This is a genomic window from Bacillus sp. MM09(2025) (assembly GCF_050496725.1).
GTDB classification, from domain to species: Bacteria; Bacillota; Bacilli; order Bacillales; family Bacillaceae; genus Bacillus; species Bacillus pumilus.
In genome coordinates this window covers 1,575,993-1,596,068 of record NZ_JBNWEN010000004.1, presented here as the reverse complement: position 1 = coordinate 1,596,068, position 20,076 = coordinate 1,575,993, and the positions used below count along the sequence as shown (strand labels likewise).

The 20,076-nt window shown below is 42.9% G+C and carries 16 protein-coding genes; 8 read left to right on the top strand and 8 right to left on the bottom strand.

The features are described 5' to 3' along the window. Positions 1–294: 294 nt before the first annotated feature. Entirely contained in the window at positions 295–777 is a 483-nt protein-coding gene (locus ACQYAC_RS14585) for a hypothetical protein (RefSeq protein ID WP_429943537.1), read from the bottom strand. A gap of 108 nt (positions 778–885) precedes the next feature. After that, positions 886–3,555 carry a S8 family serine peptidase gene (locus ACQYAC_RS14580; RefSeq protein WP_429943536.1) on the bottom strand — a complete coding sequence of 890 codons (2,670 nt, stop codon included), beginning with the start codon at positions 3,553–3,555 and terminating at the stop codon, positions 886–888. A 178-nt stretch (positions 3,556–3,733) separates the two neighbouring features. Here ACQYAC_RS14580 and ACQYAC_RS14575 point away from each other — a divergent pair, with 178 nt between their 5' ends. The 6 genes from ACQYAC_RS14575 to ACQYAC_RS14550 are packed head-to-tail and all read left to right on the top strand — an operon-like array spanning position 3,734 to position 11,286. Then, the gene (locus ACQYAC_RS14575; protein ID WP_339164802.1) at positions 3,734–4,255 is read left to right on the top strand and encodes a PTS sugar transporter subunit IIA; all 522 of its coding nucleotides are present in this window, start codon (positions 3,734–3,736) and stop codon (positions 4,253–4,255) included. Continuing rightward, entirely contained in the window at positions 4,252–4,581 is a 330-nt protein-coding gene (locus ACQYAC_RS14570) for a PTS fructose transporter subunit IIB (protein ID WP_007498438.1), read from the top strand. Before ACQYAC_RS14575 ends, ACQYAC_RS14570 begins: the two co-directional genes overlap by 4 nt. Positions 4,582–4,617: 36 nt before the next feature. After that, positions 4,618–5,736, top strand: coding sequence for a PTS fructose transporter subunit IIC (locus ACQYAC_RS14565; protein WP_429943535.1), 1,119 nt, complete (start codon positions 4,618–4,620; stop codon positions 5,734–5,736). Positions 5,737–5,764: 28 nt separating this feature from the next. Beyond that, positions 5,765–8,428, top strand: coding sequence for a mannosylglycerate hydrolase (gene mngB, locus ACQYAC_RS14560; protein WP_429943534.1), 2,664 nt, complete (start codon positions 5,765–5,767; stop codon positions 8,426–8,428). A gap of 57 nt (positions 8,429–8,485) precedes the next feature. Continuing rightward, positions 8,486–9,370, top strand: coding sequence for an ROK family protein (locus ACQYAC_RS14555; protein ID WP_429943533.1), 885 nt, complete (start codon positions 8,486–8,488; stop codon positions 9,368–9,370). After that, positions 9,367–11,286: a BglG family transcription antiterminator gene (locus tag ACQYAC_RS14550; protein ID WP_429943532.1), complete on the top strand. Its 1,920-nt coding sequence runs from the start codon at positions 9,367–9,369 to the stop codon at positions 11,284–11,286. The genes ACQYAC_RS14555 and ACQYAC_RS14550 overlap by 4 nt, the downstream gene beginning before the upstream one ends. Positions 11,287–11,343: 57 nt before the next feature. Here ACQYAC_RS14550 and arr read toward each other — a convergent pair whose 3' ends face one another. Beyond that, positions 11,344–11,760, bottom strand: a complete 417-nt coding sequence (gene arr, locus ACQYAC_RS14545) for an NAD(+)--rifampin ADP-ribosyltransferase (RefSeq protein WP_429943531.1) — start codon at positions 11,758–11,760, stop codon at positions 11,344–11,346. A 431-nt stretch (positions 11,761–12,191) separates the two neighbouring features. On the opposite strand from arr, the gene ACQYAC_RS14540 reads away from it, so the two are divergent. After that, on the top strand, positions 12,192–12,512 hold the full coding sequence (locus tag ACQYAC_RS14540) for a hypothetical protein (RefSeq protein ID WP_429943530.1): 321 nt from the start codon (positions 12,192–12,194) through the stop codon (positions 12,510–12,512). 7 nt (positions 12,513–12,519) lie between these two features. Here the strand turns inward: ACQYAC_RS14540 and ACQYAC_RS14535 are convergent, their stop codons facing one another. From ACQYAC_RS14535 to licT, 4 genes are all read right to left on the bottom strand, one after another. Beyond that, positions 12,520–13,257 carry a hypothetical protein gene (locus ACQYAC_RS14535; protein WP_429943529.1) on the bottom strand — a complete coding sequence of 246 codons (738 nt, stop codon included), beginning with the start codon at positions 13,255–13,257 and terminating at the stop codon, positions 12,520–12,522. A 236-nt stretch (positions 13,258–13,493) separates the two neighbouring features. Then, entirely contained in the window at positions 13,494–14,915 is a 1,422-nt protein-coding gene (locus tag ACQYAC_RS14530; RefSeq protein WP_061406617.1) for a glycoside hydrolase family 1 protein, read from the bottom strand. A 19-nt stretch (positions 14,916–14,934) separates the two neighbouring features. Next, positions 14,935–16,794, bottom strand: a complete 1,860-nt coding sequence (locus tag ACQYAC_RS14525) for a beta-glucoside-specific PTS transporter subunit IIABC (RefSeq protein ID WP_058015195.1) — start codon at positions 16,792–16,794, stop codon at positions 14,935–14,937. Between the two features lie 235 nt (positions 16,795–17,029). Beyond that, positions 17,030–17,866 carry a BglG family transcription antiterminator LicT gene (licT, locus tag ACQYAC_RS14520; RefSeq protein WP_429943528.1) on the bottom strand — a complete coding sequence of 279 codons (837 nt, stop codon included), beginning with the start codon at positions 17,864–17,866 and terminating at the stop codon, positions 17,030–17,032. Positions 17,867–18,051: 185 nt separating this feature from the next. On the opposite strand from licT, the gene ACQYAC_RS14515 reads away from it, so the two are divergent. Next, on the top strand, positions 18,052–18,252 hold the full coding sequence (locus ACQYAC_RS14515; RefSeq protein WP_061406614.1) for a hypothetical protein: 201 nt from the start codon (positions 18,052–18,054) through the stop codon (positions 18,250–18,252). A gap of 34 nt (positions 18,253–18,286) precedes the next feature. On the opposite strand, the gene ACQYAC_RS14510 is transcribed toward ACQYAC_RS14515, so the two are convergent. Further along, entirely contained in the window at positions 18,287–19,906 is a 1,620-nt protein-coding gene (locus tag ACQYAC_RS14510; RefSeq protein WP_058015192.1) for an APC family permease, read from the bottom strand. Positions 19,907–20,076: the final 170 nt, after the last annotated feature.

Below are 20,076 nucleotides of genomic sequence, written 5' to 3'. Positions count from 1 at the left end.
AAAGGTCATTCCCTCCTCATCTGATCATCTCTGGATGATCCTTGATAAAAGCTCAAAGCTGAAGGTTCAAGGATCAACGTTCAAGTGTGAAAGTTCTTATCCATCAAAGCTCAGAATTAAAAGTTAAACGCTCGATCGAATCTGGGAGTCACGGCTCATGAGTGTTTGTTTATCGACTCTTTCGGTTGCCGCCCAGCAGGTTTGCTAACAAAAAGAAAAGGATGTCACATGATGACATCCTTTTTTCTATGAAAAAAACGACAAGGCTTCAGCCAGGTCGTCTCCCCCAGCAAATTAGTTACGTACTGTATATGCCAAATGGTACACACTTGTGACATTTGAAGATAGCTTGATGTCTTTTGAAGTGAACGTCACTGGAACGATATCGTAGTAATGTGTAGACCAGCCTGCATTATTGTATGTTTGGTAGCCTGCACCTGCAGGAACTTGAAACGTCAGTGAAAATTGTCCATTCTCGTCTGTTGTGCCTGTCGCTGTTTGAGCATATGATTTAATTGCTGCTTCAAAATAAAGCTGGATCGGCTGATTGGGCATTAGATTTCCACTTGTATCTTTTAGTGTTCCTTTAAACGTAGCTGGATAATAAGAGCCCACGCGATATTTACTGCCATAGCCGTAATTCACTAATCCACTATCGGCTGCTGTAACACTTGTTACTTGTACGGATGCTGGTACTGCTCCTGTTTCCTCAGCATGTGCAAATGTTGGGAATACGAGAAGCAATGATAGAAATAAAGCAAACATGATTTTTTTCATCGATAAATCCTCCTTTTTTTTCCTACTATATTACTATCGACATTAATTGGTATTTTTCCAGTAACAAACAAATAAACTTCCCTTTTTTTAGAAAGGGAAGCTCTCCTCTTATTTTTTCACAACAACAACCTTCACCGCTTTGCTTTCTCTTTTTCTCACATCTGAAGCGGTCACATACAAGACTGTTTTGGCTTTTTGCGGTTTTATTTGGGCAGTAAATGCGCCCTTGTTATTTGTTTTTACCGTTTTGATGACTTTCTTTGATTTGTTTTTTACTTTAATGGTCAATCCTGCGCCCGCAGTCCCTTTGATCGTTTTACTTTTGACCGTTACTTTTCCCACTTTCGGCTTAGCTGGTGCTTTGCCTTTTTTGACGACTGTTTTGAGCGTCGTTGCGGCCTTTCCTTTTGAAATCTTAATGTGAAGGACTTTGTTTTTGTTCTGATGCTTGATCTTCACGCTAAAGGTTCCATTTTTGCCCGCTGTGCCTTTTCCAAGCAGAGTTTTGCCTCTATACACAGAAATAGCAGCGCCAGCCTTTGCCTTACCTGTCACCTTTTGATGCTGATCCTCCACTTTGCTGACAGATGCATTTAGTTCGACAGCACTTAAAGCAGCAAATGCATTCAGTCTACCATGTCCTGTCATCCAATCGATCCCTGGAATTTTTGGATCGACAATAGGCTCTTCATTTTCATCATAGAAAACGTCATCTGTTCCATCAACAGATGTAAAAGAGATATTATCGGCTGTGCTTTGCAAGATATTCCTTACTTGATTCGGCTTCAAGGCTGGATTTTTAGAAAGCAGTAATCCTGCTGCTGCTGCCACATATGGTGTCGCCATTGATGTCCCGCTCAGATATGAGACATTCCCATCTGGCATTAAGCTTGGAATATCAGATCCTGGTGCAGACATGCTCAGTCCTTTACCATAGCTTGAGAATTCAGCGGCAATATCCATACGGTTGCTTGCACCAATAGCCATTGCGTACTTTGATGTCGCAGGATAGCCCATTTCTGGAACGCCATCATTTCCACTCGCCACGACCACTAGTACATTTCTTTGAGCTGCGTAGTTCATTGCATATTCAATCACGCGGCTGTAGTAGCCGCCAAGGCTCATGTTGATGACCTTTGCACCTTTATCCACTGCATGCTTGATTCCAAGTGCAATATGCTCTGTATCTCCAAAACCATAGGCATCCAGCACCTTCACCGGAATGATGCCCGTATGTTGGTTGAGACCTGCCATCGAGTAATGATTATCGGCCTTTGCAGCAATGATGCCAGCCACATGCGTACCGTGTCCATTGTCATCAATGGCATCTTTGTTTCGTCCAATGAGATTCGCACCTAAGTCCGTACGAACAGTCCCGCTCAGATCCGTTAAACGACTGTCTACACCTGTATCCACAACAGCAATCAATGTTTGCTTCATTTTGCTTGTGCCAATCAGTGTATTCATTTGTTCAAACTTCACATCAGCGCCTTTTTTCCCGCTGTTTTGCGCACTGTTTTTCAGTGGCCACTGGTATCCATACTGCACATCATTGCTCAGTGCACGATACGTTTGAACAGGCTCTGCGAATTCAACATTCGGCATGCTGGACAGCTTTCTCGCAGTGCTTTTAATCACAGCTTTGCCTGCTTTTAAAGACTTTCCAGCTGATTCTTGCCCTGCTGGCACATCATAGACATACATTCCTTTAAACAAAGGACTTACTGACTGCGATGTCACACGGTTTTCTTGGATTCCATAGCTTTTCATCTTCTTTTTCGCAGATTGAAGCGTTTGCCCATCCTTTAGTTTAAAAATGATTTTATTCGTCTTCACTTTCTCTTCTTTTACAAGCTTTTGCTTTTCTAATACATAACCGATCGACTTTCCTTCAAGCTGATTGATGCCAATCTGTTGACTCACTGCTTCTAATTCCTTTTTTAAATAGGCAGGACTTGCTCCTTTGAGCATATCAAAAAGGGAACGGATCGCCTGTTGTTCTTTCTCTGTCACAATATGACCGCTATATGCACCATTTTTCTCTACGTCATTTAGCAGTGACTTTAATGTCAGCAAATGATTGTATACCTTTTGCTGCTCATTTTTTTGTTTGATGAGCTTTGATTTGAGAAATGGCTTTGTTTTTTGAAGCACACGGCTCAGCTTCTGACCATTTGGTGTTTCATTAAAACGTTTATCTTCAATTGTACGAATCGACTGAAGAATTTCGCGCCCGTACTTTTTCTCTATAATAATGATGTCAGGCTCATCGTCTTCAGGGAAAACGGGTTCAGAAGGCGGTAGGTTAGCTCCTTTATACCCGATTGTATATGCTGCATCCTCTTCCTCATCACGGCTGTCTTCCTCCGACCCTAAGTAGAGCACTTTAACATAATAAGGACCTGCCCATGCATGCGGGAAGTCGATCTCTGTCTCTCCACTTGCAGTGTCCACACGATATCTCGAATAAGTGTCATCCTTCATCGCTCTGTCTTTACTTGGATAGACCGATACAGATAACACTTGTTTACTTTTGACAGAAACTTTCATATGTGTATCTTTTGCCACCTCTTGTGCAGATGGCGTGATTTGGTACCATGACTCTTCCATTTCATTCTGTAATGTCCCTGAGATGACTTCACCATTTTTTAACCCAATGGCTTCATTGACATTTGTTCCTTTACTGGCAGCTGCTGCCTCGTATCCAGGTAATGCCGCCATACAGAGAATGATGGCCATGAGTACGATTACACAGGATTTGACCTGCTTTTTGAACATGAAAAGACCCCCTTATCTTTTGTAACACCTTGGAAGAATATCACAGAAATGCATTTAGTAGAATCTGTTTTTTACATAATTAAACTCGTTTTAAGCTAGGATTTGAGATAACAGACTGCAAGACGAATAGCTTCATAAACTTTTTGCCATTTCAAACGGAAAATGATGCTATTTAACCATGCCGAAAAGTACATTACAATCAACTTGTAAGCGCTTAACAAACAAGAGAGAAGGGATCAGCTTGTTCCAAAAAGATCATGTTTTCACACAAGTAAACGGACGATCAAAGAATGAGATTTTACAATACATTGCCGAGAAAGCTGAAGACCTTCAGATTACAAACGATCAGGCGGGGCTATTATCAGATTTGTTGACTCGCGAAGACGAAGTCTCAACAGGACTTCAGCAAGGCTTCGCTATTCCTCATACAAAAAGCTCCACTGTACAATCGGCTTCACTTCTTTTTTTAGAGCTAGCACAACCGATTGAATGGGGCAGCTTTGACGATTTGCCCACAAGCTATTTATTTACACTGCTCGTTCCATTAGAAGAAGCAAATGTCACACACCTGAAATTACTGTCAGGGATTGCGACAAGCCTCATGGAACCGGCTTTCATCGAAAAGATACAACCAGGTCAAGCCGCTGACTATTATTACGAAGTCATTGAACAACAATTGAAAGAGGGGATTACACAATGAAAATTGTCGGTGTCACTTCATGTCCAGCAGGGTTAGCTCATACACCAATGGCAGCAAAGGCGCTTGAGAATGCGGGTAAACAGCTCGGTCACGAGATTAAAATCGAGCAGCAAGGGATTATGGGACAGGTAAATGGCATTACAGCAGAGGAAGCAAAGCAGGCAGACCTCTGCATCATTGCCTCCAATCAGCATATCAACGATGCGGAACGTTTCTCAGGCATTCCCACAGTACGTGTCGAGATTGGACGCGCCTTAAAAAATGCCGAGCAAATCATCACAAAAGCTGTAGCACTTGTTGAAAAGAAAAAATCTGAATCTCAATAAACGTGAGCAATGCCATATAGAAAGGAGCAAAGCAAAATGAAAGCAAAATTAAAAGTCATTGAAGGCCATCTCATGACCGGTATTTCATATATTCTTCCTGTCATCATCGGCGCCTCCCTTATCGTGGGTTTAGCAAAACTAGTCGGATTAGGGTTTGGTGTTTCAGATTTAAACGCCTATAAGGATGCTGGCGGCATACTGCACGGCGCCTATTTAATGGAGCAGGTTGGCTGGACAGGGATTGGCTTAATGAACGTCCTGCTCGCTGGATTTATCGCCTATTCGATTGCGGATAAATCAGGGCTTGCAGCCGGCTTCATCGGCGGTGCCCTTGCCAGCTCAACGAATGCTGGATTTATCGGTGCCGTTATTGCAGGCTTCTTCGCAGGATATGTCGCTCTTTTTGTAAAACGAAAAATTCAAATTCAAGGCTCCGCAGCCGGACTTGTTCCTCTGCTCATCTTACCGCTTATTACCGTTGGCTTAACTGGACTTCTCATGTCCGTTCTGCTGGGCGGGCCATTAGGCGCTTTGAACACGGCTTTAATTGAATGGATCAAAGGTATGGTCGCTGACGGGACAAGCACACTCGCACTCGCTCTGATTTTAGGTGCGATGATTGGCTTTGACCTTGGAGGACCAGTGAATAAATCTGCTTGGATGGCCGGTAACGCACTCTTCCTATCAGGCGTCTACCTTCCTGCCATTCTCGTCAATATTGCGATTGTCATTCCGCCGCTTGGATACGGGCTTGCGACACTGATTCGAAAACGCAACTTCTCTCCAACCTTTAGAGAAGCAGGACGTGGCGGTCTTGTCATGGGCATTATCGGTATTACAGAAGGGGCGATTCCTTTTACCCTTGTCAATCCATTAAAATTGATTCCGCTCAATGTTGTCGCATGTGCTGTTGGAAGCGGGGTTGCTGCATTATTAGGTGTTCATGACATCATGCCGCCAATTGGCGGGCTATACGGCTTCTTCTCAGTCGGAAACTGGTGGGCCTATTTAATCGGAGCCCTCACTGGCGCACTCGTCATCGGTATTGGTGCCAACCTGCTTGTCAATTTCTCTGAGAAAAAAGAACCAAAAACGCCGGAGCATGATCAGAAGCAGAAAGAAGAAGACGATTTTGACCTTGTACTAGAAGGATAATTTGCACATAGAAAGGTGTCGTTGATCAATGACTGTCAATGTACATGTGATTCCACATACTCACTGGGACCGGGAATGGTATTTCACCACCTCCCGCTCCCGTATCTACTTAATGAAAAGCGTAATGGACATTTTAGACACCCTTGAAACAGATGAAAGGTTCCATTATTTCATGCTCGATGCCCAGGCATCCTTATTGGATGATTACTTGAAATGGCGCCCTGAGGATGAGAATCGAATCAAAAAGCTCGTCACAGCCAAACGTCTCATCATCGGTCCATGGTATACCCAAACCGATCAGCTCGTCATTTCAGGTGAATCCATTGTACGGAACCTGCAATATGGAATTGAACGCTGTCAGCAGTTCGGTCATGTGATGAAAGTCGGCTATGTCCCTGATTCATTCGGTCAATCCGCGCAAATGCCTCAAATTTACCGCGGATTTGGCATTGTCGATACGGCTTTTTGGCGCGGCGTTTCAGATCATATGACGAATCACACCGAATTCAATTGGAAAGGTGCTGACGGCAGTGAAGTCTTTGCGGTGAACCTGCCATTTGGCTACTACTACGGTGGAAATATTCCTGAAAAGGATGAGGACTTACAAGCCTTTTTATCTGAAAAAATCGGTGCGCTGCAAGCAAAGGCCACCACAAAGAATGTCTATTTCCCAAATGGCTTTGACCAGGCACCAATCCGCAAAAACCTGCCTGACTTATTAGAAAAAGCCAATGAACTGGACGAGCACCACTATCAAATCAGCAGTTTAGAAGATTACATCGCAGCTGTGAAAAAAGAACGGACATCTTTTGAAACATTAGAAGGTGAGCTCATCCATGCAAAGCATATGCGGATTCACAAATCTATTTTTTCAACACGGGCTGATTTAAAAATCTTAAACAACCAAATTGAAAACTATCTCGTCAATGTAATGGAGCCTATCCTCACGATCAGCTATTCACTCGGACACGACTATCCGCATGACACGGTTCGTGATATTTGGTACCTCATGTTTGAAAATGCAGCGCATGACAGCATCGGCGGATGTAATAGTGATACGACGAATCAAGACGTCTTCTTCCGCTACAAGCAGGCAAAGGAAATCGCCGAGAACCTTGTGGACCTGCACATGCGTCTCATTGCCATTCGACTGCAAACGGAGCAAGACATCACACTCACGTTATTTAATACATTGCCTTCAAAACGTTCTGAAGTCATTGAAGTCGAAACCTTTATCACCGAACGTCCATTTACACTAAAGGATGCACATGGGAGAACGCTTCAGTACACAGTGAAAAGCAAAACCGATGTCACAGATTATGTGCTGGCACAGCAAATTTCTCTTAACCCAAGTAAAGAAGTGTACATGCCAAAGCAAGTATGGAAAGCCGTTTTACTGATCGAAGCCACCAGCTTACCATCCGTTGGTTATACACAAGTCAGCATGGTTTTCGGTGAATCGAGCGAATCCGCATGGGAACAAACCGAAGGACATGTTGTTGAAAATACGTATTACCGCATTAAGGCAAACGACAATGGATCGCTGGACATCACAGATAAACAAACTGGCCAGACATTCTCTGAGCAAATGATCTTTGAAGACAATGGAGACGATGGGGATTCCTACAACTATTCCCCGCCGCGCGAGGATCTGTATGTGTCATCCAAGGATCTTTCTTCGGCAGACATCACAGTGTCTAAAAGCGGATTGCAAGAAGAGCTCACCATCCAGCTTACTCTCACGGTTCCATATGACTTAGAAGAGCGCTCTCAGCAAGCAGTCACGACTTCACTCCCGATTACAGCGAAGGTGGCATTAAACAAAGATGAGCCTGTCATCCGTTTTCATGTCGATGTCGACAATCATGCGTTAGACCATCGTCTGCGTGTCCTCTTTGATACAGGTATCGCATCAAAAGTATCATTGAGCGATCAGCAGTTTGGAACCATCGAACGTCCAACTGAGCTCACGCAAGAGCTTGAATGGTGGAGCAATGAACATTGGGAAGAAAAACCGATCACCATTGAACCGATGCAATCCTTTACTGCACTTCGTGATGAAGCATACGGTGTCGCGCTGTTGACGGACTGCGTGAGAGAATACCAGATCACAGGAGAAGACTACACAACGATCGCGTATACGCTCTTCCGCTGTTTCGGAAAAATGGGGAAAGAAAATCTTCTTTACCGTCCAGGACGCGCATCTGGCGAAAAAATTGTTGAGACACCTGACGCTCAGCTGCAAGGGGCACTGTCGTTTTCATTTGGCATGCACTATAGCAAGGATGCTGTCAGCGAGGGGCACTTAGCGCAGCTTGCCAAGCGGTATACCACCCCAGTTCAATGCTACGAACGGGCAGACTTTTTAAACGGTCGTTTAATTTTCTCTTTCCGAGATGAAAAAGAAGACTTACAATCTACTTATAGCCTGCTTGACATTGAGACAGACGGAGCCATTCTAAGCGCTCTGAAAAAAGAAGAGCACGGAACTGGCATTGTCATCCGTCTCTTCAATCCATATTTAACGCGTCAAACAGCCGCTTCAATCAATAGTTCATCTCTACAACACGGAAAAACAGCGAATTTAGGCGAAACACCTGAAGGACATGTACTCAAAGCACAACATGGATCATTACACATTGAACCGCTCACACCTTGTCAGGTACAAACCTACATTGTAAAGAAAAAATGAACATGTAGGGGCGGGATCCATTTGGATTCAGCCCCTCTTTAACGGAGGGCATTGATCATGCGAATTGGAGGCATTGAAGCAGGCGGAACAAAATTTGTCTGCGGCTACGGAACAACAGACGGAACGATTGAACACATGACTTCCTTTGCAACAGGAAACCCAATTGAAACATGCCGGCAAGTGATCGATTACTTTACAAAGCATCCTGTCGATGCCATTGGCATTGGGGCATTCGGGCCTGTCGATGTAAAAGAGCACAGCCCAAGTTATGGGACGATTTTAGAGACACCCAAAACAGCTTGGCGCCAATTCCCTTTCCTCTCTACCTTAAAACAAGCCCTTGGGCTCTCGATGAAGCTTGATACCGATGTGAACTGTGCAGCACTCGGGGAAGCCCGCTTTTCGGTTGAAGCAGAAAAACCTGCTTCTTTGGTCTATATCACTGTTGGAACTGGGATAGGCGGCGGTGCCTATATTGAACACCGCCTCATTCATGGGTTGCTACATCCAGAAATGGGTCATATCACAGTGCAGCGGCACCCCCATGATTCCTACGGTGGATGCTGCCCTATACATCATGATTGTTTAGAGGGACTGGCATCCGGACCTGCCATAGAAGGGCGCTATCATACACTGGCACCCATGCTGCCAGAGGATCATCCTGCCTGGTCACTTCATGCCTACTATCTCGGGCAGATGACCGCCAATTTATTACTCACCCTTTCGCCAGAGCGCATCATTCTCGGTGGAGGTGTAATGAAACAGCCCGCTATGCTGCCCCTCATTCTTGAGGAAACAGAAAAGCGGCTTCATGGGTATTTACAGCTGCCAAAGCCTTTACATGAAATTATCACCAAGCCATCCTTTGATGGATTATCAGGTTTAATGGGCGCCATCGCTCTTGGTACTGATGCCTTACAGACGCAAGGAGCTGCGCAATGATGATGACGGCAGATCCTCGAACCTATCAGCTGATTCAGCGGCTATTTGAAACGAAGGGGTTCGTGAAGCTGGAGGAGCTCACTGCCTCTTTTCACTTATCAGACCGCTCCATCCGTCATTTAATCAAAGAAGCAAATGAGCAATTAAAGGAAGCTGGAGCCAAGATTAAAACGATCCGCGGAAAGGGATACACCCTATTAACGAGTGACCAAGATGCCTTCCTGCTCTGGCTTCATCAGCAGAAACTTCCTGCCCGCTCTCTCGTCCCCGTCATGCCAGAAGAGCGTGTACGATTTATCATGAGGAAGCTATTGCTTCAAGCGGATTACTTAAAAATTGACGAGCTGGCTGAAGAACTGTTTATCAGCCGCATGACGGTCAGCAGTGATTTAAAAAAAGGGCGAGAGCTGTTAGCCCGTTACGGTATGACCCTTGTGTCAAAGCCTGGGTTTGGCTTAAAAATTGAAGGAGACGAGTTGCAAAAAAGAACATGCTATGCAGACTTACTCCTTGAAGAAGAGCCTGCACTTTCTCATATCACCGAGCGGGAGCAGCTCCATTTTCCCGATATTTCTCTTGAAACCATTCGATCGATTGTCCTGACGAATCTGCATCAAGAGTCATTGCTCATTAAAGACATTGCCTTAAAAAACTTAGTCATTCACTTAGCGATTGCGATTCAGCAGACACGAAAAAACCAGCGAATATCGGCGAATACCACTCGTACACAACGATCACCCGACTTAATGCGAATTGCCAAAAAAATTATACAGCAGGTGAGTGACACCTTTTACGTCACCTTATCAGAGGATGAAACAGATTACTTAGTCATGCATCTATTGGCAAATCAAACGTGGAAAGAAACCGCCCAGCATCAGACGACAGTAGAAGTTCAGCAGGCGGTTATCGTCTTTCTACAGCACATTGAGAAAATGAGCGGACATCGATTTGCAGATGACAACATCCTGCAGCAAGACCTGATGCTTCATATGAAGCCATTATTAAATCGAATCCAATATGGCGTATCCTTACAAAATCCGCTGCTACATGAAATCAAAGCGTCCTATCCATACCCGTTTGATTTGGCTGTCAGCGGGCTGAATGCCTTACAGCTGGTGCGAACGCCAAATGAAGATGAGGCGGCATATGTTGCCCTGCATATCGCTGCTTCATTTGAAAGAAGTCAGCTTAATACCTCGCAAAAAAAGAAAGCCATTATCGTGTGCGGGTCTGGATTAGGGACGGCAAGACTGCTTGAAATTAAATTGAAGGCATCCTTTCAGCACGAACTGGACATCGTCGAGCTGTATTCCTACCAAGATTATCTCATGAGCACCACCCTGCCCTGTGATGTCATCATTACAACCGTCCCGCTCGCTTCAAAGGGAAAACCAGTCATACAGGTCAGCGCCTTTTTTGAACATCATGATGTACAGCGGGTGAATGAGGTTATTCATTTATTAAATGGACACAGGACTCCGCCGAAAGAACTGATGGCGTTTTTTCAAGAACGATTGACCTTAATGAATGCTGATCTATCCAGTAAGGACGAGGTATTAGACACCCTATGCAGCCGTTTAGAAACGTATCAGCTAGTATCGTCATCTTTTCGGTCCTCGGTGCTTGAGCGGGAGCAAATGTCGTCTACCTATCTTGGAAAAGGAATTGCCATGCCGCACCCGCTCATCACAAATGAAGGCACATCCTGCGTAGCCATCGCACAATTAAAACAGCCAATTGACTGGCAGGGAAACCAAGTATCACTTGTCTTTTTATTAGCCATTCATAAAGATGACGCAGCCTGCATGAATCAATTCTTTGAACAGGCCGTCGATTTACTGGACAATCCAAACCGCATTCACTCCCTGAATCAATCAAAATCATTTGATGAGCTGATGGATGCGTTGTTTCAATAAGATCAAACAAAAGGCCGCCCAGCTGTTGATGAGGCGGCCTTTGTTGATTGAGAATCATCAATCGTATATGACATTTTTTCCTTCTTCACTTAATTTCTTTAAAGAGCTCAGCATATGATCGATTTCTTCATCGGAATGTCTTTCCCATGAACCTAATTCTGCGACGATTTTCAAAGGGGATTTCGACCGATAAGAACGTGTTGGGTTACCCGGAAATTTTTTGTCAGTCAAATTCGGATCATGTTCAAACTCGCCTAACGGTTCTACAAGATAAATTCTCTCTTTCGCATCAGACCTTGCTAATTCAGCACCCCATTTGGCTGCGTTTAATGTTCCGGTGAAATAGATATGGTTTGATTTTTGATCCTGATAATTCGATAAGTACTGCGGTTCAAGCAGATCTCCAATCTTCAATTCTACTTTCGTCCCATGAAAAAATGGGCCAAGATCTAAAACTTGTTGCTTCTCGTTCATACAGCCACACCCCTTATCGTTTTTGACTTGCGTATAACAGTATACGGCCTGATCTGGGCGGAAAACAGTCTATAAATGAGATTGAATTCGGGGTATAATGATAGTAGAGAGTAAGATGGGATTTGTAACCTCCAGAAAGTTAAAAAACAGCAAGAATACATACAAAGCAGTCTTATTAAAAGAGATAAAAAGCTATTAGAAGCCATAAGAGAAACAAGAAACTAAAAAATTAATTGCGACAACGGAGCAGAAGGAAAAAAGGGCAAAAAAATGTTGGTGACAGTTTTGGAAATAGTTTATTGATGCTAGGAAGGATATCTAATCAGGATTGAAGAAAATGAGGATAAAGTAGCCAATGAGACGTTTGATGTTATAGCTGGTTGGCGTGTTGGCACATAATCAATTAAATTTTTCAGGAAGGGTGTAATGAGATGATGAAAGATAGAGATAAGATTTGTCATATATATGCTCAAAAAAGTTGGCACATGGATTCTTATATTATTGGTAATCGTGAGGGTTTAATAGAATTAAAGAGTGCTATTGACCAAGCATTGAAAAGTAATATTGGTCAAGCTGAATTGTTTCCATCAGATTTAGAGGATTATACAACTTACGTTGCTTTAGTTGATGATAAAGAAGAGTTGGATTCACTTATTATGCCTTACATTGATGAGGATAATGATGATGAAAACTTGATACATCCTGTTGATATAGTTACTAGTCATGAAGAGAAAAAACCCCCTAAAAATTAGGGGTTTTTTAGTGTAATATTGTTTCTCCTGGACTTGCTTTGTATTTCTTTGGTACTGATGCTCTGAGAGCATGGTGTATTTTATCTTTTGGAGCTACATGGAAATGCCAATACCAAGTTGAGGTTTTTGGTATTAAAGGGATTTTTCCATTGTCTACAGCAAATACCCTTGTTGTTTTTTTCTTTCCTTTGTGTAGGACGACAACTAAACTTCTAAGTTGTCCTTTATCATTTCTTACATCCCATTTAATTTTGTAATTTTTACCGAATCCTTTTATTCGATTTTTTAGATATTTAAGTGCCGTTCTTGCACCTTTTGATCTGATGGCCATTAAAGCAACTCTTCCTACGGTCATTGCGATTGGTACAAAGAATATTGGTAGTGCTTGTGTTGTGATTTCACTCTGACTACTTTTGGAGTCAAGTTGTTTCATTCGGTTTTCTAAAGCTAAAAATTCTTCATTGTTGAAATATTGATCGATCACTTTATTTTGTTCTGACTCTGACATGCTTTCGAATTCTTTTTCTGTAAATGGAAGATTTTCTATGTATTCCCCTATTTTCATTTCAAGTTCATCTAATTCTTTGGTAGCTTGTTCATTTTGTAGAACTGTTGGTGTTACTAACGCTTCTAATTCTTGTGAATTGATAGAGTGTGTTTCTGCTGATGCTTCTGATGAAAATGGAGTCCATATTGATATGACAAGAGCTAGGGTAATTAGGGTTAAAAGTGTTTTTTTGAACATATTGTTTATATTCCTCCTTTTGTATTAAATTCCAAAATAAAGGTTATCAAATCAAAATGAGTGTATCAATGGATTTAAGATAATTTCTTTTTTGGCTGCGGTGTCCGCAATCATTTTTTTATTTTTTAGAACTTCATTTTGCTGAAAATTTCTGTGGTAGACAAATGACACAAGCCGATAAAGTGAACGAACAAAAAAGCCAGCCACCCGCTAATAAGGTGACTGGCTTTTTCCTGTTACTTCCCGATGTTCTCCCCATTTTGCTCGATCAATGTTTCATACCAATAAGAGCTCTTTTTCCGAATTCTCTTCAGGTCTTTCAGGTCAAATTCATCACGGTTGACGTAGATAAAACCGTAACGTTTTGAGCAGCCTTGGTGTGTACTGATTAAGTCGATGGCTGACCACGGGCAGTACCCGAATACCTCAACACCGTCAGTGATTGCCCATTTGATTTGTTCGATATGCTTTTCTAAATAGTCAATTCGATAATCATCTTGAATCGATCCATCTTCTTCTAATTTGTCGAAAGCACCCAATCCGTTTTCCGTGATAATAAGGGGCAGCTGATAACGGTCATAAATCTCACGCATCGTTGATCGGAAGCCGACAGGGTCAATCTCCCAGCCAAACGCATTTTTACTTAAGAACGGGTTATTGCCGCCTTTGTATACGCCATCTTCACCAGATTTCAAATGCTGATCTCCTCCGCGAGCAAATTCATCGTTGCCATCTCCTTTACTCGCTTCAACCGTTTGAGATGTATAGTAGTTAAAGGCAATGAAGTCTGGCTTCGCACTTTTCAAAATATCCATATCTCCCTCTTCGATCACAGGAAGAATGTCTTTTTCTTTCATGTACGCCCAAGCAAGGTTGTTATAACGGCCGTAAACAGCCATATCAAGATACAGCCAGTTGCGGATCGCATTGTAATTCGCCGCAGCAAGCACATCCTCAGGCTTTGGAGAAGCCGGATAAATGAGCGCAATGTTTGGCGCTGGTCCAATTTTCGCTTCAGGCAGCATTTGATGACAAAGCGTCATGGCTTTTGCCTGAGCGACGAGCATATGATGGTTCTGCTGATACAATTCTTTTTTCGGATTTTCTAAATTTGGATCAAGTGTGCCGAGCGCTGATCCATGTAAGATCATCATGTTTTGTTCATTAATGGTCAGCCAATATTTCACCTTCTGACCATACTCCTGAAATAGAACCTCTGCATACCGTTCAAACGCATCTACTGTCGCGCGATTTGACCAACCGCCTTTTACTTGAAGTGCATGAGGCAGATCAAAATGATACATCGTCACGATTGGTTCAATATCATAGCGGCGCAATTCATCTATGAGAGAATGATAGAATTCAATCCCCTTTTGATTGATCTCCCCATCTCCATTTGGAATGATCCGTGTCCATGCAATAGAGAAACGATAAGCCTTCAAACCCATTTCTGCAAACATCTTCACATCCTCTTTATAGCGGTGATAGTGATCGCTTGCCACTTTAAAATCTGTTGTCCCTTCAGGGTAACTTGCTCTCATATCAATGACAGATGGTCCTTTGCCATCCTCGTTCCACGCACCTTCTACTTGATAGGCGGAAGTAGATCCGCCCCAGAAAAAGTCCTTTGGAAATGGTGCTAGTGTTGAATATCTCATAATTTCTTCCTCCTCTTCATTAAACGAGATGTAAAAATGATTGTCCTGGTGTGGTTTGTTTTTCTTCTGTTTCTATGATATCGCTAAACTCACCTGAATTGGTAATAATCACTGGTGTTGTGACGGACAGGCCGGAAGCTTGGATGGCTTCAATATCAAACTCCGCAAGCAATTCGCCCTCAGTGATGGCTTGCCCCTGTACGACCTTCGGGGTAAAATGCTGACCGCCTAATTGTACGGTATCGAGTCCAATGTGAATGAGCACTTCTGCTCCGCTTTCAGAAGTAAGACCGTACGCATGGCCTGTTGGGAACACCGTTGTCACGACTCCTGATACTGGTGCAAACAGCTTACCTTCTGATGGAATGATGGCTGCGCCCTTTCCTAGTGCACCAGATGAGAATGCCTTATCCTGTACTTCCTCCAGCTTGATTACCTCACCCTTTAAAGGACTTTTCACATGAGCTGCTTTGACCCCATGTTCGTTTTCCATTGTTGGTGCCGCAGCCGGTGCTGGCGTTTCATCTTCATCTACTGGATCCTTAAATCCAATCAAATAAGTCAAGACGATGGATAGAACAAACGAGACCGAGATTCCGATGATGAACCCTGTAAACCCTTGTCCGTAGAAAATCGGAAGTGTCAGTAAACTTGGAAGTCCTGACGCAATCGCAATACTTTGTGAATAACCGATGATCGCACCGCCGACTCCGGCAGAGATAACGGCTGCAATAAATGGTTTTTTCAAACGAAGTGTGACCCCGTATACAGCTGGCTCTGTGATCCCAAACACGGCAGAAACTGCTGTCGATCCAGCCAATGATTTCAGCTTTTTATTCTTTGTTTTCAGCATAACACCGATGGAAGCACCGGCTTGTGAAAATACAGCTGGCGCAGTCGCCGGCTTGATATGATCTTTTCCATGGACAGCAATATTATTTAAAATGACTGGCACTAGACCCCAGTGGATACCGAAGATCACAAGAACCTGCCATGCCATCGCAATTAAAGCACCTGCAAGTGTAGGACTAAAGGAGAATACTTTCAGCAAGACAGCGGCAATGCCGTCCCCTGCATACACACCAAATGGTCCGAATACAATGAGTGTCAGCGGAACAACCGTGACAAGTAAAATCAGTGGAGTAATAAAGTTTTTGACACTTTCATGAATGACTTTGTTAAAGAAACGTTCGATATATCCCATGACAAACACTGCCAAAATGATTGGAATAACCGTTGATGTATAAGACATTAAGACGACTGGAATACCGAAGAAGGTCACATCTCCGCCGCCTTTTGACAATTCTTGAATGGTTGGGTAAATGAGTGCACCAGCAATCGTCACAGCGACAAATGGATTCGCTTTAAACTTCCTCGCCGAAGTGAATGCAAGCAGTAATGGCAGGAAGTAGAACAAGCTGTCAGACGCAGCAAATAAAATTTGATACGACGTATCTTCAGGTGATAACCATTTCGCATTGATACAGATACCTAATAGACCTTTTAAAATACCAGCACCTGCCATGACACCGAGAAGTGGTGTAAAAATACCAGAGACAATGTCGACAAATTTTCCGAAAAGGCTCGTGCTCTCTCCACCTGATTTTGCAGATGAAGAAGTGGAATCCTCTAATAGATTTGTAAACTCCCCAATCTCTCGATAAACCTCTGGTACAGTATTACCAATGACTACTTGAAATTGACCGCCGCTTTCCATAACGGTCACAACGCCATTTAATTTTTCAATAGCTGCTTTGTCTGCTTTTGATCGGTCATTTAATGTGAAGCGAAGTCTTGTAGCGCAATGGACCAGTGAATGAACGTTTTTCTCTGTGCCAATGTGTTTGATAATGTCTTCTGCTAATTGACGATAACTCATACAAAAACCCCCTTTTTTTCAAAAAAATACGTTTTTGGGCAAAATAAAAACCTAAACGGGCACCAAAAATAGTCACAACTTGCTGTTGCGCTTTTTCAGTGAACGTTTAGGTTTTGCCTGCCGAACAGTCACAATCCTCTAAGACGATCATTGTGAAACCGTATTCTTTTATGTTTATGAGCAAATAGTACCACTCTGCTTTTCTTATGTCAACGCTTTCTTTTAAAAACTACCTTTATTTTTCTCGTTTGATCAATCGATTCAAATGAATGGATAGGTACAGCATTTCCTCTGATGTAAGATCTCGGTGATAGGTTTGATAGACATATTCTGCGATTTTCTTTGCACATTCGTATGCCTTCGGATATTTTACCTTGATCAGCTGATACAAGTCCTGATCTTCACTGACAAGCATTGTTTCGTTAATCAGACGCTGGACGAAAAAGCGTAAATGCGTGAGAAAACGATAAAAGTTGAGTGAGTCTTCATCAAATTCCATATTGAGATGATATTTCACAATGGTGAGAATGGCGTTTACTTCTTTTGTGATATTGACCGTTGTATTCATGTCCTCATTGAGCTCTGCATTAATGATATGCATGGCAATAAAGCCTGCTTCATCCTCAGGCAATTCAATATGAAGACGCTCTTCAATCATATCAAGGCAGTCCTTTGCCACAAGAAATTCATCTTTGTATAACCGTTTAATCTCCCAAATGAGCGAATTCTCAATGAGATGATTTTTCTTCAATCGTTCGATGGCGTAATGAATATGGTCTGCGAGTGATACATGCAGACTTTCGTTTAATCTTCGGTTCAGTTTTGTATGTGCATATTGAATCATTTCTTCGGTCACCTTGACCACATCATACGGAACCTCCAGAAGCAGCATTTTCATCCGCTCATGAACAGAGTGATCCTCCAGGCGGAAGACTTTATCAATTAACGATTCGTCTACCGGGTCCCCGGGCCGCCGCTGGAACGCAATGCCTCTCCCCATGACGACAATTTCTTTTCCTTGTTCATCTATCACACTAATGACATTATTGTTTAGAACTTTTAGTATCTGCAACCCCAAACACCTCCGTCTATAAACCACAATCTTCACTCAAAATATGCTCTCATCTTAACATAACTGTCAAATCACTTGGTGTTTTTATCTGACTTTTGCAATAGATTTCACTATCATCCTACCCCGTCATAGCTGGTCTGATCCTTCAATTGCCTGCATACAATACTCCGAGGAGGTGACCTTCAGTGAAGGCTTTTTTCTGGTCTGCATCATTTCTTTTCATGCTTCTATTCACACTCGTTTTTCTAGGAATCGTGTTTTGGCTTAGTGGACAAGGTATGAATCAGCTTGGGAAGTATGTACTCATCTCATTTGTCACAGCAGCCGTTTTACGCGGTGTCACCACTTGGCTGAGGCAGCATGTGATGCATCATTTATCAAAATAAAATGGCTGCCCGTCATATTCAGGCAGCCGTTCCTTTATTCTTTGGAAGACGCGGCTTCTTGCGAAGAAGTACGCAGCTCATCATTGATTTTTTTCGCATCCTCTAGAAATTCTGTTTCAAATCCACTTTTGAGTGCCCACATATAAAACAGCAAAGAAACCACTGTAATAAGAGCCATATCCCAGCCATAATGAATGACGTTATAACCGCCGAATTTGTCACTGCCAAGGCAGGAAATCGTCATCATCACAAGTAAGTACACGACCATCCAAGCACCCGCCTTGAAATTGCGGCCGAAGCCTTTCCACTTCGCTTTTGCTTGATAGTAAAAATAGATCGGAAGACCAATGAGGATAATGAATAGCACCTGACCTGTTAACGGCCATCTCGCCCAATACAGCGTCAATGACGCAAAGACAAAACCGAGAGGGGCAATGATGCTGAGTCCTTTTATTCGAAGGGGACGATATAAATCTGTCCCTGTCTTTCTCAGTGTCATGACAGTTACTGGACCTGTCAGGTAAGAAATAAGTGTCGCAACAGAAATGATTTCCGCAAGTACACCCCAGCCTCTAAATAAAAACAGAAAAATAAACGAGACGGCTAAGTTAAAAAACATCGCTGGACGAGGCACGCCATAAATAGGGTGCAGACGACCAAGTACACTTGGCATGTATTTGTTTTTTTCCATTCCATAAATCATGCGAGACGTCGTCGCCGTATACGTAATTCCTGTACCAGAAGGTGATACAAACGCATCTGCATATAAAATCAGAACCAGCCAGTTAATCCCAAGTGCAATGGCAAGATCAGCAAATGGCGAGTTAAAATTCAAATGACCCCATCCATTCACAATCATGGACGGATCGACAGCACCGATAAAAGCGATTTGTAAAAACACATAAATCACAGTCGCAATCAAAATGGATCCAACAATCGCAATCGGAATTGATCGCCCTGGATTTTTCGCCTCCCCCGCCATATTAATCGGGCTTTGGAAGCCATTGAAGGCAAACACAATTCCTGATGTCGCAACAGCTGTCAGCACACTCGCCCAGCCGTTAGGAGCAATACTTGTTCCAGACGTAAAATTCTCACTATGAAAACCTACGAATAAGAGCGCGCCAATTGTTAATCCTGGAATGACAATTTTAAACACGGTAATGAATGTATTTGCTTTTGAAAATAACCCTACTGTCCAATAATTGAGCAGAAAGTAAATCACAAGAAGCACACTGGCGACCATGAGCCCTTCTGTTGTCAACACCCCTTTTGTCACCAAATGGCTTGTCCACTTAGCCCATTCCCAAGGCCATGAACTCATATACTGGACAGAAGCCACCGCCTCAACCGGAATGACGGAGACAATAGCGATCCAGTTTGCCCAAGCGGCAATAAACCCGATAAAGGAGCCATGTGAATATTGCGTATATTTCACCATTCCGCCTGCCTCTGGAAACATCGATCCGAGTTCACTATAAGACAAAGCGATAAATAAAATCACAACCATCCCAATCAACCAGGATAAAATAGCAGCAGGGCCGGCAATTTGAGCAGCACGCCAAGCACCGAATAGCCATCCTGAACCAATGATTGAGCCAAGACCTACCATCATTAAAGCGAAAGTTCCCATTCTACGATGCAAATGATTCATGTTCATAACACCTTTCGATTAAATTACAAAGCATGTGCCCAAGTAAGCACCTTTCTTACATTGCAGCTCACTTTTCATTCAATTAACAAATATTTCTTCAACTAAATCTTTACCCTTGTTCATTTTTTCGCCTGTTTCATTATCTCTCAATTCTCTATTTTCTGAAATAG